General features: G+C 66.2%; 24 protein-coding genes. All 24 read left to right on the top strand.

Annotated features, from left to right (window positions below):
* Positions 1-362: 362 nt before the first annotated feature.
* The 24 genes from rpsJ (at position 363) to map (ending at position 13,168) form a co-directional block, all read left to right on the top strand.
* Positions 363-671 carry a 30S ribosomal protein S10 gene (rpsJ, locus tag AB5J54_RS23930; RefSeq protein ID WP_003948644.1) on the top strand — a complete coding sequence of 103 codons (309 nt, stop codon included), beginning with the start codon at positions 363-365 and terminating at the stop codon, positions 669-671.
* A gap of 13 nt (positions 672-684) precedes the next feature.
* A complete protein-coding gene (rplC, locus tag AB5J54_RS23935) occupies positions 685-1,329 on the top strand; it encodes a 50S ribosomal protein L3 (RefSeq protein WP_030687820.1) in 645 nt (214 codons plus the stop codon).
* Between the two features lie 7 nt (positions 1,330-1,336).
* Positions 1,337-1,987, top strand: coding sequence for a 50S ribosomal protein L4 (gene rplD / locus AB5J54_RS23940; RefSeq protein ID WP_369145966.1), 651 nt, complete (start codon positions 1,337-1,339; stop codon positions 1,985-1,987).
* The gene (gene rplW, locus AB5J54_RS23945) at positions 1,987-2,310 is read left to right on the top strand and encodes a 50S ribosomal protein L23 (protein ID WP_024755407.1); all 324 of its coding nucleotides are present in this window, start codon (positions 1,987-1,989) and stop codon (positions 2,308-2,310) included. The genes rplD and rplW overlap by 1 nt, the downstream gene beginning before the upstream one ends.
* Positions 2,311-2,350: 40 nt before the next feature.
* Positions 2,351-3,187: a 50S ribosomal protein L2 gene (gene rplB, locus AB5J54_RS23950; protein WP_030208986.1), complete on the top strand. Its 837-nt coding sequence runs from the start codon at positions 2,351-2,353 to the stop codon at positions 3,185-3,187.
* 12 nt (positions 3,188-3,199) lie between these two features.
* Positions 3,200-3,481 (top strand): 30S ribosomal protein S19, encoded by a 282-nt coding sequence (gene rpsS, locus AB5J54_RS23955; protein ID WP_015035577.1) that lies wholly within the window; start codon positions 3,200-3,202, stop codon positions 3,479-3,481.
* Positions 3,482-3,523: 42 nt separating this feature from the next.
* A complete protein-coding gene (rplV, locus tag AB5J54_RS23960) occupies positions 3,524-3,871 on the top strand; it encodes a 50S ribosomal protein L22 (RefSeq protein WP_004571827.1) in 348 nt (115 codons plus the stop codon).
* The gene (rpsC, locus tag AB5J54_RS23965) at positions 3,871-4,710 is read left to right on the top strand and encodes a 30S ribosomal protein S3 (RefSeq protein WP_015035579.1); all 840 of its coding nucleotides are present in this window, start codon (positions 3,871-3,873) and stop codon (positions 4,708-4,710) included. The genes rplV and rpsC overlap by 1 nt, the downstream gene beginning before the upstream one ends.
* Before the next feature lie 5 nt (positions 4,711-4,715).
* Positions 4,716-5,135 (top strand): 50S ribosomal protein L16, encoded by a 420-nt coding sequence (gene rplP / locus AB5J54_RS23970; RefSeq protein ID WP_017239579.1) that lies wholly within the window; start codon positions 4,716-4,718, stop codon positions 5,133-5,135.
* On the top strand, positions 5,135-5,359 hold the full coding sequence (gene rpmC, locus AB5J54_RS23975; RefSeq protein WP_017239580.1) for a 50S ribosomal protein L29: 225 nt from the start codon (positions 5,135-5,137) through the stop codon (positions 5,357-5,359). The genes rplP and rpmC overlap by 1 nt, the downstream gene beginning before the upstream one ends.
* Complete coding sequence (gene rpsQ, locus AB5J54_RS23980) at positions 5,359-5,640, top strand: 30S ribosomal protein S17 (protein WP_024755411.1); 282 nt, start codon at positions 5,359-5,361, stop codon at positions 5,638-5,640. The genes rpmC and rpsQ overlap by 1 nt, the downstream gene beginning before the upstream one ends.
* 129 nt (positions 5,641-5,769) lie before the next feature.
* A complete protein-coding gene (rplN, locus tag AB5J54_RS23985) occupies positions 5,770-6,138 on the top strand; it encodes a 50S ribosomal protein L14 (RefSeq protein ID WP_003956455.1) in 369 nt (122 codons plus the stop codon).
* A gap of 2 nt (positions 6,139-6,140) precedes the next feature.
* Entirely contained in the window at positions 6,141-6,452 is a 312-nt protein-coding gene (gene rplX / locus AB5J54_RS23990; RefSeq protein ID WP_024755412.1) for a 50S ribosomal protein L24, read from the top strand.
* Positions 6,449-7,006, top strand: a complete 558-nt coding sequence (rplE, locus tag AB5J54_RS23995; RefSeq protein ID WP_026058276.1) for a 50S ribosomal protein L5 — start codon at positions 6,449-6,451, stop codon at positions 7,004-7,006. The genes rplX and rplE overlap by 4 nt, the downstream gene beginning before the upstream one ends.
* A gap of 5 nt (positions 7,007-7,011) precedes the next feature.
* Positions 7,012-7,197: a type Z 30S ribosomal protein S14 gene (locus AB5J54_RS24000; RefSeq protein ID WP_003948630.1), complete on the top strand. Its 186-nt coding sequence runs from the start codon at positions 7,012-7,014 to the stop codon at positions 7,195-7,197.
* Between the two features lie 208 nt (positions 7,198-7,405).
* Positions 7,406-7,804, top strand: coding sequence for a 30S ribosomal protein S8 (gene rpsH / locus AB5J54_RS24005; RefSeq protein ID WP_015035585.1), 399 nt, complete (start codon positions 7,406-7,408; stop codon positions 7,802-7,804).
* A 21-nt stretch (positions 7,805-7,825) separates the two neighbouring features.
* Entirely contained in the window at positions 7,826-8,365 is a 540-nt protein-coding gene (gene rplF, locus AB5J54_RS24010; protein ID WP_073810162.1) for a 50S ribosomal protein L6, read from the top strand.
* A gap of 3 nt (positions 8,366-8,368) precedes the next feature.
* Positions 8,369-8,752, top strand: coding sequence for a 50S ribosomal protein L18 (rplR, locus tag AB5J54_RS24015; protein WP_015035587.1), 384 nt, complete (start codon positions 8,369-8,371; stop codon positions 8,750-8,752).
* 45 nt (positions 8,753-8,797) lie between these two features.
* Positions 8,798-9,400: a 30S ribosomal protein S5 gene (gene rpsE, locus AB5J54_RS24020; RefSeq protein ID WP_015035588.1), complete on the top strand. Its 603-nt coding sequence runs from the start codon at positions 8,798-8,800 to the stop codon at positions 9,398-9,400.
* The gene (gene rpmD, locus AB5J54_RS24025; protein WP_041130781.1) at positions 9,400-9,582 is read left to right on the top strand and encodes a 50S ribosomal protein L30; all 183 of its coding nucleotides are present in this window, start codon (positions 9,400-9,402) and stop codon (positions 9,580-9,582) included. Before rpsE ends, rpmD begins: the two co-directional genes overlap by 1 nt.
* Before the next feature lies 1 nt (position 9,583).
* Positions 9,584-10,039 carry a 50S ribosomal protein L15 gene (gene rplO, locus AB5J54_RS24030; RefSeq protein WP_369145967.1) on the top strand — a complete coding sequence of 152 codons (456 nt, stop codon included), beginning with the start codon at positions 9,584-9,586 and terminating at the stop codon, positions 10,037-10,039.
* Between the two features lie 213 nt (positions 10,040-10,252).
* Positions 10,253-11,572 (top strand): preprotein translocase subunit SecY, encoded by a 1,320-nt coding sequence (gene secY, locus AB5J54_RS24035; protein ID WP_369145968.1) that lies wholly within the window; start codon positions 10,253-10,255, stop codon positions 11,570-11,572.
* Positions 11,572-12,219: an adenylate kinase gene (locus tag AB5J54_RS24040; RefSeq protein WP_369145969.1), complete on the top strand. Its 648-nt coding sequence runs from the start codon at positions 11,572-11,574 to the stop codon at positions 12,217-12,219. The genes secY and AB5J54_RS24040 overlap by 1 nt, the downstream gene beginning before the upstream one ends.
* Positions 12,220-12,316: 97 nt before the next feature.
* The gene (gene map / locus AB5J54_RS24045) at positions 12,317-13,168 is read left to right on the top strand and encodes a type I methionyl aminopeptidase (RefSeq protein ID WP_369145970.1); all 852 of its coding nucleotides are present in this window, start codon (positions 12,317-12,319) and stop codon (positions 13,166-13,168) included.
* The last annotated feature ends 453 nt before the right edge of the window (positions 13,169-13,621 follow it).

The raw sequence follows: 13,621 nt of genomic DNA on the forward strand, positions 1-13,621 counted from the left end.
CGGCCGGAAGGCCCCGTATGGCAGACTGTCCAAGTTGCTCGGTTGAGTGCCGATGCTGCGCGCCTCCCGTCGGGAGGACCGGAAGCGAGTCCCACAGTACTCGTCGCTCCTTCTCAGGAGCGGACGTACGGGAATCTTCTGGGAAGCGTCAGCGGGGTGCCGGCCAGGCGCCCGGTGGGTGTTCTGCCCCCGGCCTGCGGTCATGGCGACCGCGTCCCCTTGGTTGGGAGATCCCTATGGGATTTCTGCGTAGAGGGAGCGCGACACGCCCGACCGCGTGGGTCGGAGGAGGACGGAACTTCTCAGGAAGTGCAGCCGACCGGGTTCCAGAGCGTTTACGAGACAAAGGACTACTAGTAGCCATGGCGGGACAGAAGATCCGCATCCGGCTCAAGGCCTACGACCACGAGGTCATCGACTCCTCGGCGAAGAAGATCGTCGAGACGGTGACCCGCACTGGTGCGTCGGTCGCGGGCCCGGTGCCGCTGCCCACTGAGAAGAACGTGTACTGCGTCATCAAGTCGCCGCACAAGTACAAGGACTCGCGCGAGCACTTCGAGATGCGCACGCACAAGCGCCTCATCGACATCCTCGACCCCACGCCGAAGACGGTTGACTCGCTCATGCGCCTCGACCTGCCGGCTGGCGTCGACATCGAGATCAAGCTCTGAGGTGACGCGCGAGATGGCTAAGAACATCAAGGGCATCCTGGGCGAGAAGCTCGGCATGACGCAGGTCTGGGACGAGAACAACCGGGTCGTCCCGGTGACCGTCGTCAAGGCCGGCCCGAATGTCGTGACCCAGGTCCGTACGAACGACGTCGACGGCTACGAGTCGGTCCAGATCGCCTTCGGCGAGATCGACCCGCGCAAGGTGAACAAGCCCCTCAAGGGCCACTTCGCCAAGGCCGACGTCACCCCGCGCCGCCACCTGGTGGAGCTCCGCACCGCTGACGCCTCCGAGTACACGCTCGGCCAGGAGATCACCGCCGAGGTCTTCGAGGCCGGCGTGAAGGTCGACGTCACCGGCAAGAGCAAGGGCAAGGGCTTCGCCGGTGCGATGAAGCGCCACAACTTCCGTGGTGGCAAGGCCTCGCACGGTGCCCACCGCGTGCACCGCAAGCCGGGTTCGATCGGTGGCTGCGCCACCCCGGGCCGCGTCTTCAAGGGCATGCGCATGGCCGGTCGCATGGGCAACGAGCGTGTGACCACCCAGAACCTGACCGTCCACGCCGTTGACGCCGAGAAGGGTCTGCTGCTCATCAAGGGCGCCGTCCCCGGCCCCAACGGTGGCCTCGTCCTGGTCCGCACCGCGGCCAAGGGGGTTTGAGGAACCGATGAGCACCATTGACATCCTTTCGCCGTCTGGCGACAAGGCCGGGACCGTCGAGCTCCCCGCGGAGATCTTCGGCGCCAAGGTCAGCGTCCCGCTGATCCACCAGGTCGTCGTCGCGCAGCTGGCCGCGGCCCGTCAGGGCACGCACAAGACCAAGACCCGTGGCGAAGTCCGTGGTGGTGGCAAGAAGCCTTACCGCCAGAAGGGCACCGGCCGCGCCCGTCAGGGTTCGACCCGCGCCCCGCAGTTCGCCGGTGGTGGCGTCGTCCACGGCCCGCAGCCGCGTGACTACTCCCAGCGGACCCCGAAGAAGATGAAGGCCGCCGCCCTCCGCGGTGCCCTGTCGGACCGGGCGAACCACTCCCGCATCCACGTCGTCACCGGCGTGGTCGAGGGTGGCATCTCCACCAAGGCCGCCAAGACGCTGTTCGGCAAGATCTCGGAGCGCAAGAACCTGCTCCTGGTCGTCGAGCGCTCCGACGAGGCCGCGTGGCTGTCCGCTCGTAACCTGCCCCAGGTGCACATCCTGGAGCCGGGCCAGCTCAACACGTACGACGTGATCGTCTCTGACGACGTGGTCTTCACCCAGGCCGCCCTCGAGTCCTTCGTGTCTGGCCCCCAGACCGCTGAGACCGAAGGGAGCGACGCCTGATGACTGAGGCCGTCGTCACCAGCAAGACCTTCTCGGACCCGCGCGACATTCTCGTCAAGCCGGTTGTCTCGGAGAAGAGCTACGCACTGCTGGACGAGAACAAGTACACGTTCATCGTCGCGCCTGGCTCCAACAAGACCCAGATCAAGCAGGCCGTCGAGGCGGTCTTCTCGGTCAAGGTCACCGGGGTCAACACGATCAACCGCCAGGGCAAGCGCAAGCGGACCAAGGCCGGTTTCGGCAAGCGCAAGGACACCAAGCGCGCCATCGTGACCCTTGCCGAGGGCAACCGTATCGACATCTTCGGCGGTCCGACCGCCTAACGGCGGTCTGGATCGTCCGGAATCGGACGAGGACTGAGAAATGGGAATCCGCAAGTACAAGCCGACTACGCCGGGCCGCCGTGGCTCCTCCGTAGCCGACTTCGTCGAGATCACGCGGTCCACGCCGGAGAAGTCGCTGGTCCGCCCCCTGCACAGCAAGGGCGGCCGTAACAACACCGGTCGTGTGACCGTCCGTCACCAGGGCGGTGGCCACAAGCGCGCCTACCGCGTGATCGACTTCCGTCGTCACGACAAGGACGGCGTGCCGGCCAAGGTCGCTCACATCGAGTACGACCCCAACCGCACCGCGCGCATCGCGCTCCTCCACTACGTGGACGGCGAGAAGCGCTACATCATCGCCCCCAAGGGTCTGACCCAGGGCGACCGCGTCGAGAACGGCCCGGGCGCGGACATCAAGCCCGGCAACAACCTGGCGCTCCGCAACATCCCGGTCGGTACCACGATCCACGCGATCGAGCTCCGTCCCGGTGGCGGTGCCAAGTTCGCCCGCTCGGCCGGTGCCTCCGTGCAGCTGCTGGCGAAGGAGGGCACGATGGCCCACCTTCGTATGCCGTCCGGTGAGATCCGTCTCGTCGACGCCCGCTGCCGCGCCACCATCGGCGAGGTCGGCAACGCCGAGCAGTCGAACATCAACTGGGGCAAGGCCGGCCGTAAGCGCTGGCTTGGCGTTCGCCCGACCGTCCGCGGTGTGGCGATGAACCCGGTCGACCACCCGCACGGTGGTGGTGAGGGCAAGACCTCCGGTGGTCGCCACCCGGTCTCCCCGTGGGGTCAGAAGGAGGGTCGTACTCGTTCGCCGAAGAAGGCTTCGAACAAGTACATCGTCCGCCGCCGCAAGACGAACAAGAAGCGCTAGGAGCGGGTTTAGATGCCGCGCAGTCTCAAGAAGGGACCCTTCGTCGACGGCCACCTCGTCAAGAAGGTGGACGCCCAGAACGAAGCCGGTACCAAGAACGTCATCAAGACCTGGTCCCGTCGCTCGATGATCATCCCGGCCATGCTCGGCCACACGATCGCGGTGCACAACGGCAAGACCCACATTCCGGTGTTTGTCACCGAGTCGATGGTCGGCCACAAGCTCGGCGAGTTCTCGCCGACGCGCACCTTCCGGGGTCACGTGAAGGACGACCGGAAGTCGAAGCGCCGCTAGTAGCGGGGTGGAATGACCATGACAGACACTGGAAGGACAACCATGGAAGCCAGGGCCCAGGCGCGGTACATCCGCGTCACGCCCATGAAGGCCCGCCGCGTGGTGGACCTTATCCGTGGCATGGACGCCACGGAGGCTCAGGCGGTCCTGCGTTTCGCCCCGCAGGCCGCGAGCGTGCCCGTTGGCAAGGTGCTGGACAGCGCCATCGCCAACGCTGCACACAACTACGACCACACCGACGCCTCTTCGCTGGTCATCAGCGAGGCGTACGTGGATGAGGGCCCGACCCTGAAGCGGTTCCGTCCGCGTGCCCAGGGCCGTGCCTACCGGATCCGTAAGCGGACCAGCCACATCACCGTGGTCGTCAGCAGCAAGGAAGGAACCCGGTAATGGGCCAGAAGGTTAACCCGCATGGGTTCCGGCTCGGCATCACCACGGACTTCAAGTCCCGCTGGTACGCCGACAAGCTGTACAAGGACTACGTCAAGGAAGACGTCGCCATCCGTCGGATGATGACGTCCGGCATGGAGCGCGCCGGCATCTCGAAGGTTGAGATCGAGCGCACCCGTGACCGCGTGCGGGTGGACATCCACACCGCGCGTCCCGGCATCGTCATCGGCCGCCGTGGCGCCGAGGCCGACCGCATCCGCGGCGACCTCGAGAAGCTCACGGGCAAGCAGGTCCAGCTGAACATCCTCGAGGTCAAGAACCCCGAGATGGACGCCCAGCTGGTTGCTCAGGCCGTTGCCGAGCAGCTCTCCTCCCGCGTCTCCTTCCGTCGCGCCATGCGTAAGAGCATGCAGGGCACGATGAAGGCCGGCGCCAAGGGCATCAAGATCCAGTGTGGCGGTCGTCTCGGCGGCGCCGAGATGTCCCGCTCGGAGTTCTACCGCGAGGGTCGTGTGCCGCTGCACACGCTCCGCGCGAACGTGGACTACGGCTTCTTCGAGGCCAAGACGACCTTCGGTCGCATTGGCGTCAAGGTCTGGATCTACAAGGGCGACGTCAAGAACATCGCCGAGGTCCGCGCCGAGAACGCCGCTGCCCGTGCGGGTAACCGCCCGGCCCGTGGCGCCGGCGCTGGCGACCGCCCGGCCGGCCGTGGTGGCCGCGGTGGCGAGCGTGGCGGCCGCGGCCGCAAGCCGCAGCAGTCGGCTCCGGCCGCCGAGGCCCCCAAGGCCGAGGCTGCCGCCGCTGCTCCGGCTGAGAGCACCGGAACGGAGGCCTGACCGACATGCTGATCCCCCGTAGGGTCAAGCACCGCAAGCAGCACCACCCGAAGCGCTCCGGCGCGAGCAAGGGTGGTACGCAGGTTGCGTTCGGCGAGTACGGCATTCAGGCCCTCACGCCGGCTTACGTGACCAACCGCCAGATCGAGGCGGCTCGTATCGCGATGACCCGCCACATCAAGCGTGGCGGCAAGGTCTGGATCAACATCTACCCGGACCGCCCGCTGACGAAGAAGCCCGCCGAGACCCGCATGGGTTCCGGTAAGGGTTCTCCGGAGTGGTGGATCGCGAACGTCAAGCCGGGTCGGGTGATGTTCGAACTGTCCTACCCGAACGAGAAGATCGCGCGCGAGGCCCTGACCCGTGCGGCCCACAAGCTGCCGATGAAGTGCAAGATCGTGAAGCGCGAAGCAGGTGAGCTGTGATGTCGGCCGGTACCAAGGCGTCCGAGCTGCGCGAGCTGGGCAACGAGGAGCTTCTCAACAAGCTCCGCGAGGCCAAGGAAGAGCTGTTCAACCTCCGCTTCCAGGCGGCGACCGGTCAGCTCGAGAACCACGGTCGGCTCAAGTCCGTCCGTAAGGACATCGCCCGGATCTACACCCTGATGCGTGAGCGTGAGCTGGGCATCGAGACGGTGGAGAACGCCTGATGAGCGAGAGCAACGTGACTGAGAAGACCGAGCGCAACGCTCGCAAGGTCCGCGAGGGCCTGGTCGTCAGCGACAAGATGGACAAGACCGTCGTCGTCGCTGTCGAGGACCGCGTCAAGCACGCGCTGTACGGCAAGGTCATCCGCCGTACGAACAAGCTCAAGGCTCACGACGAGCAGAACGCTGCCGGCATCGGCGACCGCGTCCTCCTGATGGAGACCCGGAAGCTGTCGTCGACGAAGCACTGGCGCGTCGTCGAGATCCTCGAGAAGGCCAAGTAAGGAATTTCCCGCAAGGGAAATCCAACTGTTCAGCCTGAGGGGTGTCCCTCAGGTCAGTTCCGCCAGGCTCGGCCGGGGCTTCCTCGTGAAGCCCCGGCCGGGAACCGGCAGACAAATCAGGAGATAGACGTGATCCAGCAGGAGTCGCGACTGCGTGTCGCCGACAACACTGGTGCCAAGGAGATCCTTTGCATCCGTGTTCTCGGTGGCTCGGGTCGCCGCTACGCGGGCATCGGTGACGTCATCGTCGCCACCGTCAAGGACGCGATCCCCGGTGGCAACGTGAAGAAGGGTGACGTCGTCAAGGCGGTCATCGTTCGCACCGTCAAGGAGCGCCGCCGCCAGGACGGCTCGTACATCCGCTTCGACGAGAACGCCGCTGTCATTCTCAAGAACGACGGCGACCCTCGTGGCACCCGTATCTTCGGCCCGGTCGGCCGTGAGCTGCGCGAGAAGAAGTTCATGAAGATCATCTCGCTCGCGCCGGAGGTGCTGTAAGCATGAAGATCAAGAAGGGCGACCTGGTCCAGGTCATCACCGGTAAGGACAAGGGCAAGCAGGGCAAGGTCATCACGGCCTTCCCCCGCGAGAACCGCGTCCTCGTCGAGGGTGTCAACCGGGTCAAGAAGCACACCAAGGCCGGCCCGTCGCAGGCCGGTGGCATCGTCACGACCGAGGCTCCGGTCCACGTCTCCAACGTCCAGCTGGTCGTGGAGAAGGACGGCAAGAAGGTCGTCACGCGTGTCGGTTTCCGCTTCGACGACGAGGGCAACAAGATCCGCGTTGCCAAGCGGACGGGTGAGGACATCTGATGGCTACCACCACTCCGCGTCTCAAGACGAAGTACCGCGAGGAGATCGCGGGCAAGCTGCGTGAGGAGTTCTCCTACGAGAACGTCATGCAGATCCCCGGCCTCGTGAAGATCGTGGTCAACATGGGTGTCGGCGACGCCGCCCGTGACTCGAAGCTCATGGACGGTGCCGTCCGTGACCTCACCACGATCACCGGCCAGAAGCCGGCCATCACCAAGGCTCGCAAGTCCATCGCGCAGTTCAAGCTGCGTGAGGGCCAGCCGATCGGTGCGCACGTCACCCTCCGTGGCGACCGCATGTGGGAGTTCCTGGACCGCACCCTGTCGCTCGCGCTCCCGCGCATCCGCGACTTCCGTGGTCTGTCCCCCAAGCAGTTCGACGGGCGTGGCAACTACACCTTCGGTCTCACGGAGCAGGTCATGTTCCACGAGATCGACCAGGACAAGATCGACCGTGTCCGGGGTATGGACATCACCGTGGTGACCACGGCGACCAACGACGACGAGGGCCGTGCCCTTCTGCGTCACCTCGGCTTCCCGTTCAAGGAGGCGTAAGCGAGATGGCGAAGAAGGCTCTCATCGCGAAGGCTGCCCGCAAGCCCAAGTTCGGCGTGCGTGGCTACACGCGCTGCCAGCGCTGTGGTCGTCCCCACTCCGTGTACCGCAAGTTCGGCCTGTGCCGCGTGTGCCTCCGTGAGATGGCTCACCGTGGCGAGCTGCCGGGCGTGACCAAGAGCTCCTGGTAATCCCCTAGTTGGGATGACCGGAGTCTCTCGGTAAGCACTGGGTCGGCGGATGCCTGCCCCCGCATGCCTTAGGCTTGTGGGGTTGGGCGTCCGCCGCCCGTACGACTTACTACGCCGTAGGTCCCCGCGCCGCACCCGTCCCGCCCCTGTGTGGGGAGAGGGATGGCGCATACAGGAAACCCCGGCGAGAGAGGCCGAAGGCCAATTCATGACCATGACTGATCCGATCGCGGACATGCTGACTCGTCTGCGTAACGCGAACTCGGCATACCACGACTCCGTGACGATGCCGCACAGCAAGATCAAGTCTCACATCGCGGAAATCCTCCAGCAGGAGGGCTTCATCACGGGCTGGAAGGTCGAGGACGCCGAGGTCGGCAAGAACCTCGTCCTCGAGCTCAAGTTCGGTCCGAACCGTGAGCGCTCCATCGCGGGCATCAAGCGGATCTCGAAGCCCGGTCTCCGGGTTTACGCGAAGTCCACCAACCTGCCGAAGGTCCTCGGCGGCCTGGGCGTGGCGATCATCTCCACGTCCCACGGTCTCCTGACCGGCCAGCAGGCAGGCAAGAAGGGCGTAGGTGGGGAAGTCCTCGCCTACGTCTGGTAGTCGGGAACGGAGGAATAGCTAATGTCGCGTATTGGCAAGCTGCCTATCCAGGTTCCCGCCGGCGTGGACGTCACCATCGATGGCCGCACGGTCACGGTCAAGGGTTCCAAGGGCACCCTGAGCCACACCGTCGCCGCCCCGATCGAGATCGTTAAGGGCGAGGATGGCGTGCTCAACGTCAACCGTCCGAACGACGAGCGTCAGAACAAGGCCCTGCACGGCCTGTCCCGCACGCTGGTGGCCAACATGATCACCGGTGTGACCCAGGGTTACGTGAAGGCGCTCGAGATCAGCGGTGTCGGTTACCGCGTGGCCGCGAAGGGCTCCGCTCTGGAGTTCCAGCTCGGCTACAGCCACCCGATCCTGATCGAGGCGCCCGAGGGCATCTCGTTCAAGGTCGAGTCGCCGACCAAGTTCTCGGTCGAGGGCATCGACAAGCAGAAGGTCGGCGAGGTCGCGGCGAACATCCGCAAGCTGCGGAAGCCCGACCCGTACAAGGCCAAGGGCGTCAAGTACGCCGGCGAGGTCATCCGCCGCAAGGTCGGAAAGGCTGGTAAGTAAGCCATGGCATACGGTGTGAAGATCGCCAAGGGCGACGCTTACAAGCGTGCGGCCAAGGCTCGCCGCCACATCCGCATCCGCAAGAACGTGTCGGGTACGGCGGAGCGTCCGCGCCTCGTCGTGACGCGTTCCAACCGTGGCATCACCGCTCAGGTCATCGACGACCTCAAGGGTCACACCCTTGCGTCTGCGTCGAACCTGGACGCGTCGATCCGCGGTGGCGAGGGTGACAAGTCCGCGCAGGCCAAGCAGGTCGGTGCTCTTGTCGCTGAGCGCGCCAAGGCCGCCGGTGTCGAGGCCGTCGTGTTCGACCGTGGTGGCAACAGGTACGCCGGGCGCATTGCCGCTCTGGCTGACGCCGCCCGCGAAGCCGGGCTGAAGTTCTAAGCCCCGGTTCCGGGACTAACGGACGTAACAGAGAGAGGTAATCCAATGGCTGGACCCCAGCGCCGCGGAAGCGGTGCCGGTGGCGGCGAGCGGCGGGACCGGAAGGGTCGCGACGGTGGCGCTGCCGCCGAGAAGACCGCGTACGTTGAGCGCGTTGTCGCGATCAACCGCGTCGCCAAGGTTGTCAAGGGTGGTCGTCGCTTCAGCTTCACCGCGCTCGTCGTGGTGGGTGACGGTGACGGCACCGTAGGTGTCGGTTACGGCAAGGCCAAGGAAGTTCCCGCGGCCATCGCCAAGGGCGTCGAGGAAGCCAAGAAGAACTTCTTCAAGGTTCCCCGCATCCAGGGCACCATCCCTCACCCGATCCAGGGCGAGAAGGCCGCGGGCGTCGTCCTGCTCAAGCCGGCTTCCCCCGGTACCGGTGTTATCGCCGGTGGCCCGGTGCGCGCCGTGCTCGAGTGCGCCGGCGTTCACGACATCCTGTCGAAGTCGCTCGGCTCCGACAACGCGATCAACATCGTGCACGCGACCGTGGAGGCCCTCAAGGGCCTGCAGCGTCCCGAGGAGATCGCGGCTCGCCGTGGTCTGCCCCTCGAGGACGTCGCTCCCGCGGCTCTGCTCCGTGCGCGTGCTGGGGCGGGTGCGTAATGGCTCGCCTCAAGGTCACGCAGACGAAGTCGTACATCGGCAGCAAGCAGAACCACCGCGACACCCTGCGTTCCCTGGGCCTCAAGCGCCTGGGTGACGTGGTTGTCAAGGAGGACCGCCCCGAGTTCCGCGGAATGGTGCACACCGTCCGCCACCTCGTGACGGTCGAGGAGGTTGACTGACATGGCGGAGACCAACCCGCTGAAGGCCCACAACCTCCGTCCCGCCCCGGGCGCCAAGACCGCCAAGACCCGTGTGGGTCGTGGTGAGGCGTCCAAGGGTAAGACGGCCGGTCGTGGTACGAAGGGTACGAAGGCCCGTTACCAGGTTCCGGAGCGCTTCGAGGGTGGCCAGATGCCCCTCCACATGCGTCTTCCGAAGCTGAAGGGCTTCAAGAACCCCTTCCGCACCGAGTTCCAGGTTGTGAACCTGGACAAGCTCGGCGCTCTCTACCCCGAGGGTGGAGAGGTCACGGTGGCCGACCTGGTCGCCAAGGGCGCGGTTCGCAAGAACCAGCTCGTCAAGGTGCTCGGCACCGGCGAGATCACCGTGGCGCTGCAGGTTTCGGTTGACGCCGTCTCCGGCTCCGCCAAGGAGAAGATCGTCGCCGCCGGCGGCACCGTCACCGAGCTCGTCTAAGACGACTCGATGGCTTGAACATCCGATCGGGGATGCCTCTCAAAAGGGGCATCCCCGATTGGTCGTTCCTAGGGGGGCACGGTCGCCGGTAAGGTGGCGTGCACCGTCTAGGCTCCGTGCGGTATGCCCGCACGGAATTGATGACCGATACCCAATCGTCGAACCTCAAGACCGTCACCCTTGACGCATAGCGCGGGGGTCGCAGGAGGCACCGTGCTCACCGCGTTCGCCCGGGCGTTCAAGACGCCCGACCTGCGCAAGAAGCTGCTCTTCACGCTCGCCATCATCGTGCTGTACCGCCTCGGGGCCCACATCCCGGTGCCCGGCGTCAGCTACGAGGCCGTCCAGCAGTGTGTCAAGCAGGCCAGCGAGGGCAACAACAGCCTGTTCGGCCTGGTCAACATGTTCAGTGGCGGAGCGCTGCTGCAGATCACCATCTTCGCGCTCGGCATCATGCCGTACATCACGGCGAGCATCATCCTGCAGCTGCTGACCGTCGTGATCCCGCGCCTCGAAGCCCTCAAGAAGGAGGGTCAGGCCGGTACTGCCAAGATCACGCAGTACACCCGGTACCTGACCGTGGCTCTCGCCATCCTCCAGGGCACCGGTCTCGTCGCGACCGCCAAGAGCGGTGCGCTCTTCAGCGGCTGCATCGTCGCCGACCAGGTCGTGCCGAACCAGTCGATCTTCACCATCGCCACCATGGTCATCACGATGACCGCGGGCACCTGCATCGTCATGTGGCTCGGTGAGCTGATCACCGACCGCGGCATCGGCAACGGCATGTCGATCCTGATGTTCATCTCGATCGCCGCCGGCTTCCCGGGCGCCCTGTGGGCCATCAAGGAGAGCGGCAAGCTCGCCAAGGGCTGGATCGAGTTCGGCACCGTCATCCTCATCGGCTTCGTGATGGTGGCCCTCGTCGTCTTCGTCGAGCAGGCCCAGCGACGCATCCCGGTCCAGTACGCGAAGCGGATGATCGGCCGCAGGTCGTACGGCGGTACGTCCACTTACATCCCGTTGAAGGTGAACCAGGCGGGTGTGATTCCTGTCATCTTCGCGTCGTCGCTGCTCTACATCCCGGCCTTGATCGCGCAGTTCTCGAACTCCACCGCAGGGTGGAAGACCTGGATCGAAGCCCACTTCGTCAAGGGTGACCACCCCTACTACATCGCCGCGTACTTCCTTCTGATCGTGTTCTTCGCCTTCTTCTACGTGGCGATCTCGTTCAACCCCGAGGAAGTCGCGGACAACATGAAGAAGTATGGTGGCTTCATCCCGGGTATCCGGGCTGGTCGACCTACTGCCGAGTATCTGAGCTACGTGCTCAACCGGATCACTTGGCCGGGCTCGCTGTACTTGGGTCTGATCGCTCTTGTGCCGACGATGGCGTTGGCAGGCTTCGGTGGCGCCAATGCCAACTTCCCCTTCGGTGGGACGAGCATCCTCATCATCGTGGGTGTGGGGCTGGAGACCGTGAAGCAGATCGAGAGCCAGCTCCAGCAGCGCAATTACGAAGGGTTCCTCCGCTGATGCGAATCGTCCTCGTCGGACCGCCCGGTGCGGGCAAGGGCACGCAGGCCGCGTACCTCGCCAAGAACCTGGGCATCCCGCACATCTCTACGGGCGACCTGTTCCGTGCCAACATCTCGCAGGGCACGCCGCTGGGCGTAGAGGCGCAGTCGTACATGAAGGCCGGCCAGCTGGTGCCGGACTCCGTGACGATCGGGATGGCCGAGGACCGCATGCGCCAGGCGGACGCCGAGGGCGGCTTCCTGCTCGACGGGTTCCCGCGGAACGTGGCCCAGGCCGAGGCTCTGGACGCCTTCCTGAAGGCCGACGGCATCGAGCTGGACGCGGTCCTGGACCTCGAGGTCCCCGAGGACGAGGTCGTGAAGCGGATCGCGGGTCGCCGCATCTGCCGCAACGACTCCTCGCACGTGTTCCACGTGACGTACAACGCTCCGAAGACCGAGGGCGTCTGCGACGCCTGCGGCGGCGAGCTGTACCAGCGCGAGGACGACACGGAGGAGACCGTCCGCAAGCGTCTGGCGGTCTACCACACCGAGACCGAGCCGATCATCGACTACTACCGGGAGCAGAACCTGGTGGAGACGATCCTGGCGCTCGGCAAGGTGGACGAGGTCACCGCCAAGGCGATGGAAGCACTCAAGAAGTAACCCCTGGTTCGTGCGATACGGCCGCGGTGCCCCTCGGGGGCGTCGCGGCCGTATCGTTGTTCTGTTCCCCGTACTCGATGGAAAGGCCGCGGCCACGATGGTGCAGATCAAGACCCCCGAGCAGATCGCGAAGATGCGCGAGGCGGGGCTTGTCGTCGCCGCCATCCATGCGGCGACCCGCGAGGCGGCCGTGCCGGGCGCCACGACGAAGGACCTGGACGAGGTCGCGCGGAAGGTCATCGCCGACCACGGGGCGAAGTCGAACTTCCTCGGGTACGGCGGCTTCCCCGCGACGATCTGCACCTCGGTGAACGAGGTCGTCGTCCACGGCATCCCCGACGACAAGACCGTCCTCAAGGACGGCGACATCATCTCCATCGACTGCGGCGCGATCGTGGACGGCTGGCACGGTGACGCGGCCTACACGGCCTTCGTGGGCACGGGCCACGCCCCGGAGCTCATCGAGCTCTCCCGGGTGACCGAGGAGTCGATGTGGGCCGGCATCGCGGCCATGAAGCTCGGCAACCGCCTGGTGGACATCTCGAAGGCGATCGAGACGTACATCAAGCGGCAGCCGCGGCCGGCCGTCGGCGACCACAGCCTCGGCCGGTACGGGATCATCGAGGACTACGGCGGCCACGGCATCGGCACCGAGATGCACATGGACCCGCACCTGCTGAACTACGTCTCCCGCAAGCGCGGCAAGGGCCCGAAGCTGGTCCCCGGCCTGTGCCTCGCCATCGAGCCCATGGTCTCCCTCGGCACCCCCCACACCGAGGTCCTGAAGGACGACTGGACGGTCATCACGACGGACGGCACCTGGTCCTCCCACTGGGAGCACTCCATCGCCCTCACCGAGGAGGGCCCCCTGGTCCTGACCGCGGTCGACGGCGGCAAGGCGAAGCTGGCCGAGCTGGGCGTCACGGCGGCGCCGGACCCGTTGGCGTAGGGCCGGGCTTGGCGGCCGGGCGGTCCTGAGCTGGTGGCGCGGGGCTCCCGTCCGACGGACGGAGTCCGGCGCAGCGGGCCGAAGCCTGTGAGGCGCCCCCGGCGCCGAGCCCGCGAGGGCTGCGTCGGGGATGGGGCCGGCGGCAAGGCGAAGCTGGCCGAGCTGGGCGTCACGGCGGCGCCGGACCCGTTGGCGTAGGGCCGGGCTTGGCGGCCGGGCGGTCCTGAGCTGGTGGCGCGGGGCTCCCGTCCGACGGACGGAGTCCGGCGCAGCGGGCCGAAGCCTGTGAGGCGCCCCCGGCGCCGAGCCCGCGAGGGCTGCGTCGGGGATGGGGCCGGCGGCAAGGCGAAGCTGGCCGAGCTGGGCGTCACGGCGGCGCCGGACCCGTTGGCGTAGGGCCGGGGCCTGGCGGCCGGGCGGTCCTGAGCTGGTGGCGCGGGGCTCCCGTCCGAC

Source organism: Streptomyces sp. R44, from assembly GCF_041053105.1.
Classification (GTDB): domain Bacteria; phylum Actinomycetota; class Actinomycetes; order Streptomycetales; family Streptomycetaceae; genus Streptomyces.

What these genes read in the sequence shown, in the direction of transcription:
- rpsJ (WP_003948644.1), top strand. Translation starts at nt 363, where the DNA reads ATGGCGGGACAGAAGATCCGCATCCGGCTCAAGGCCTACGACCACGAG.
- rplC (WP_030687820.1), top strand. Translation starts at nt 685, where the DNA reads ATGGCTAAGAACATCAAGGGCATCCTGGGCGAGAAGCTCGGCATGACG.
- rplD (WP_369145966.1), top strand. Translation starts at nt 1,337, where the DNA reads ATGAGCACCATTGACATCCTTTCGCCGTCTGGCGACAAGGCCGGGACC.
- rplW (WP_024755407.1), top strand. Translation starts at nt 1,987, where the DNA reads ATGACTGAGGCCGTCGTCACCAGCAAGACCTTCTCGGACCCGCGCGAC.
- rplB (WP_030208986.1), top strand. Translation starts at nt 2,351, where the DNA reads ATGGGAATCCGCAAGTACAAGCCGACTACGCCGGGCCGCCGTGGCTCC.
- rpsS (WP_015035577.1), top strand. Translation starts at nt 3,200, where the DNA reads ATGCCGCGCAGTCTCAAGAAGGGACCCTTCGTCGACGGCCACCTCGTC.
- rplV (WP_004571827.1), top strand. Translation starts at nt 3,524, where the DNA reads ATGGAAGCCAGGGCCCAGGCGCGGTACATCCGCGTCACGCCCATGAAG.
- rpsC (WP_015035579.1), top strand. Translation starts at nt 3,871, where the DNA reads ATGGGCCAGAAGGTTAACCCGCATGGGTTCCGGCTCGGCATCACCACG.
- rplP (WP_017239579.1), top strand. Translation starts at nt 4,716, where the DNA reads ATGCTGATCCCCCGTAGGGTCAAGCACCGCAAGCAGCACCACCCGAAG.
- rpmC (WP_017239580.1), top strand. Translation starts at nt 5,135, where the DNA reads ATGTCGGCCGGTACCAAGGCGTCCGAGCTGCGCGAGCTGGGCAACGAG.
- rpsQ (WP_024755411.1), top strand. Translation starts at nt 5,359, where the DNA reads ATGAGCGAGAGCAACGTGACTGAGAAGACCGAGCGCAACGCTCGCAAG.
- rplX (WP_024755412.1), top strand. Translation starts at nt 6,141, where the DNA reads ATGAAGATCAAGAAGGGCGACCTGGTCCAGGTCATCACCGGTAAGGAC.
- AB5J54_RS24000 (WP_003948630.1), top strand. Translation starts at nt 7,012, where the DNA reads ATGGCGAAGAAGGCTCTCATCGCGAAGGCTGCCCGCAAGCCCAAGTTC.
- rpsH (WP_015035585.1), top strand. Translation starts at nt 7,406, where the DNA reads ATGACCATGACTGATCCGATCGCGGACATGCTGACTCGTCTGCGTAAC.
- rplF (WP_073810162.1), top strand. Translation starts at nt 7,826, where the DNA reads ATGTCGCGTATTGGCAAGCTGCCTATCCAGGTTCCCGCCGGCGTGGAC.
- rplR (WP_015035587.1), top strand. Translation starts at nt 8,369, where the DNA reads ATGGCATACGGTGTGAAGATCGCCAAGGGCGACGCTTACAAGCGTGCG.
- rpsE (WP_015035588.1), top strand. Translation starts at nt 8,798, where the DNA reads ATGGCTGGACCCCAGCGCCGCGGAAGCGGTGCCGGTGGCGGCGAGCGG.
- rpmD (WP_041130781.1), top strand. Translation starts at nt 9,400, where the DNA reads ATGGCTCGCCTCAAGGTCACGCAGACGAAGTCGTACATCGGCAGCAAG.
- rplO (WP_369145967.1), top strand. Translation starts at nt 9,584, where the DNA reads ATGGCGGAGACCAACCCGCTGAAGGCCCACAACCTCCGTCCCGCCCCG.
- AB5J54_RS24040 (WP_369145969.1), top strand. Translation starts at nt 11,572, where the DNA reads ATGCGAATCGTCCTCGTCGGACCGCCCGGTGCGGGCAAGGGCACGCAG.
- map (WP_369145970.1), top strand. Translation starts at nt 12,317, where the DNA reads ATGGTGCAGATCAAGACCCCCGAGCAGATCGCGAAGATGCGCGAGGCG.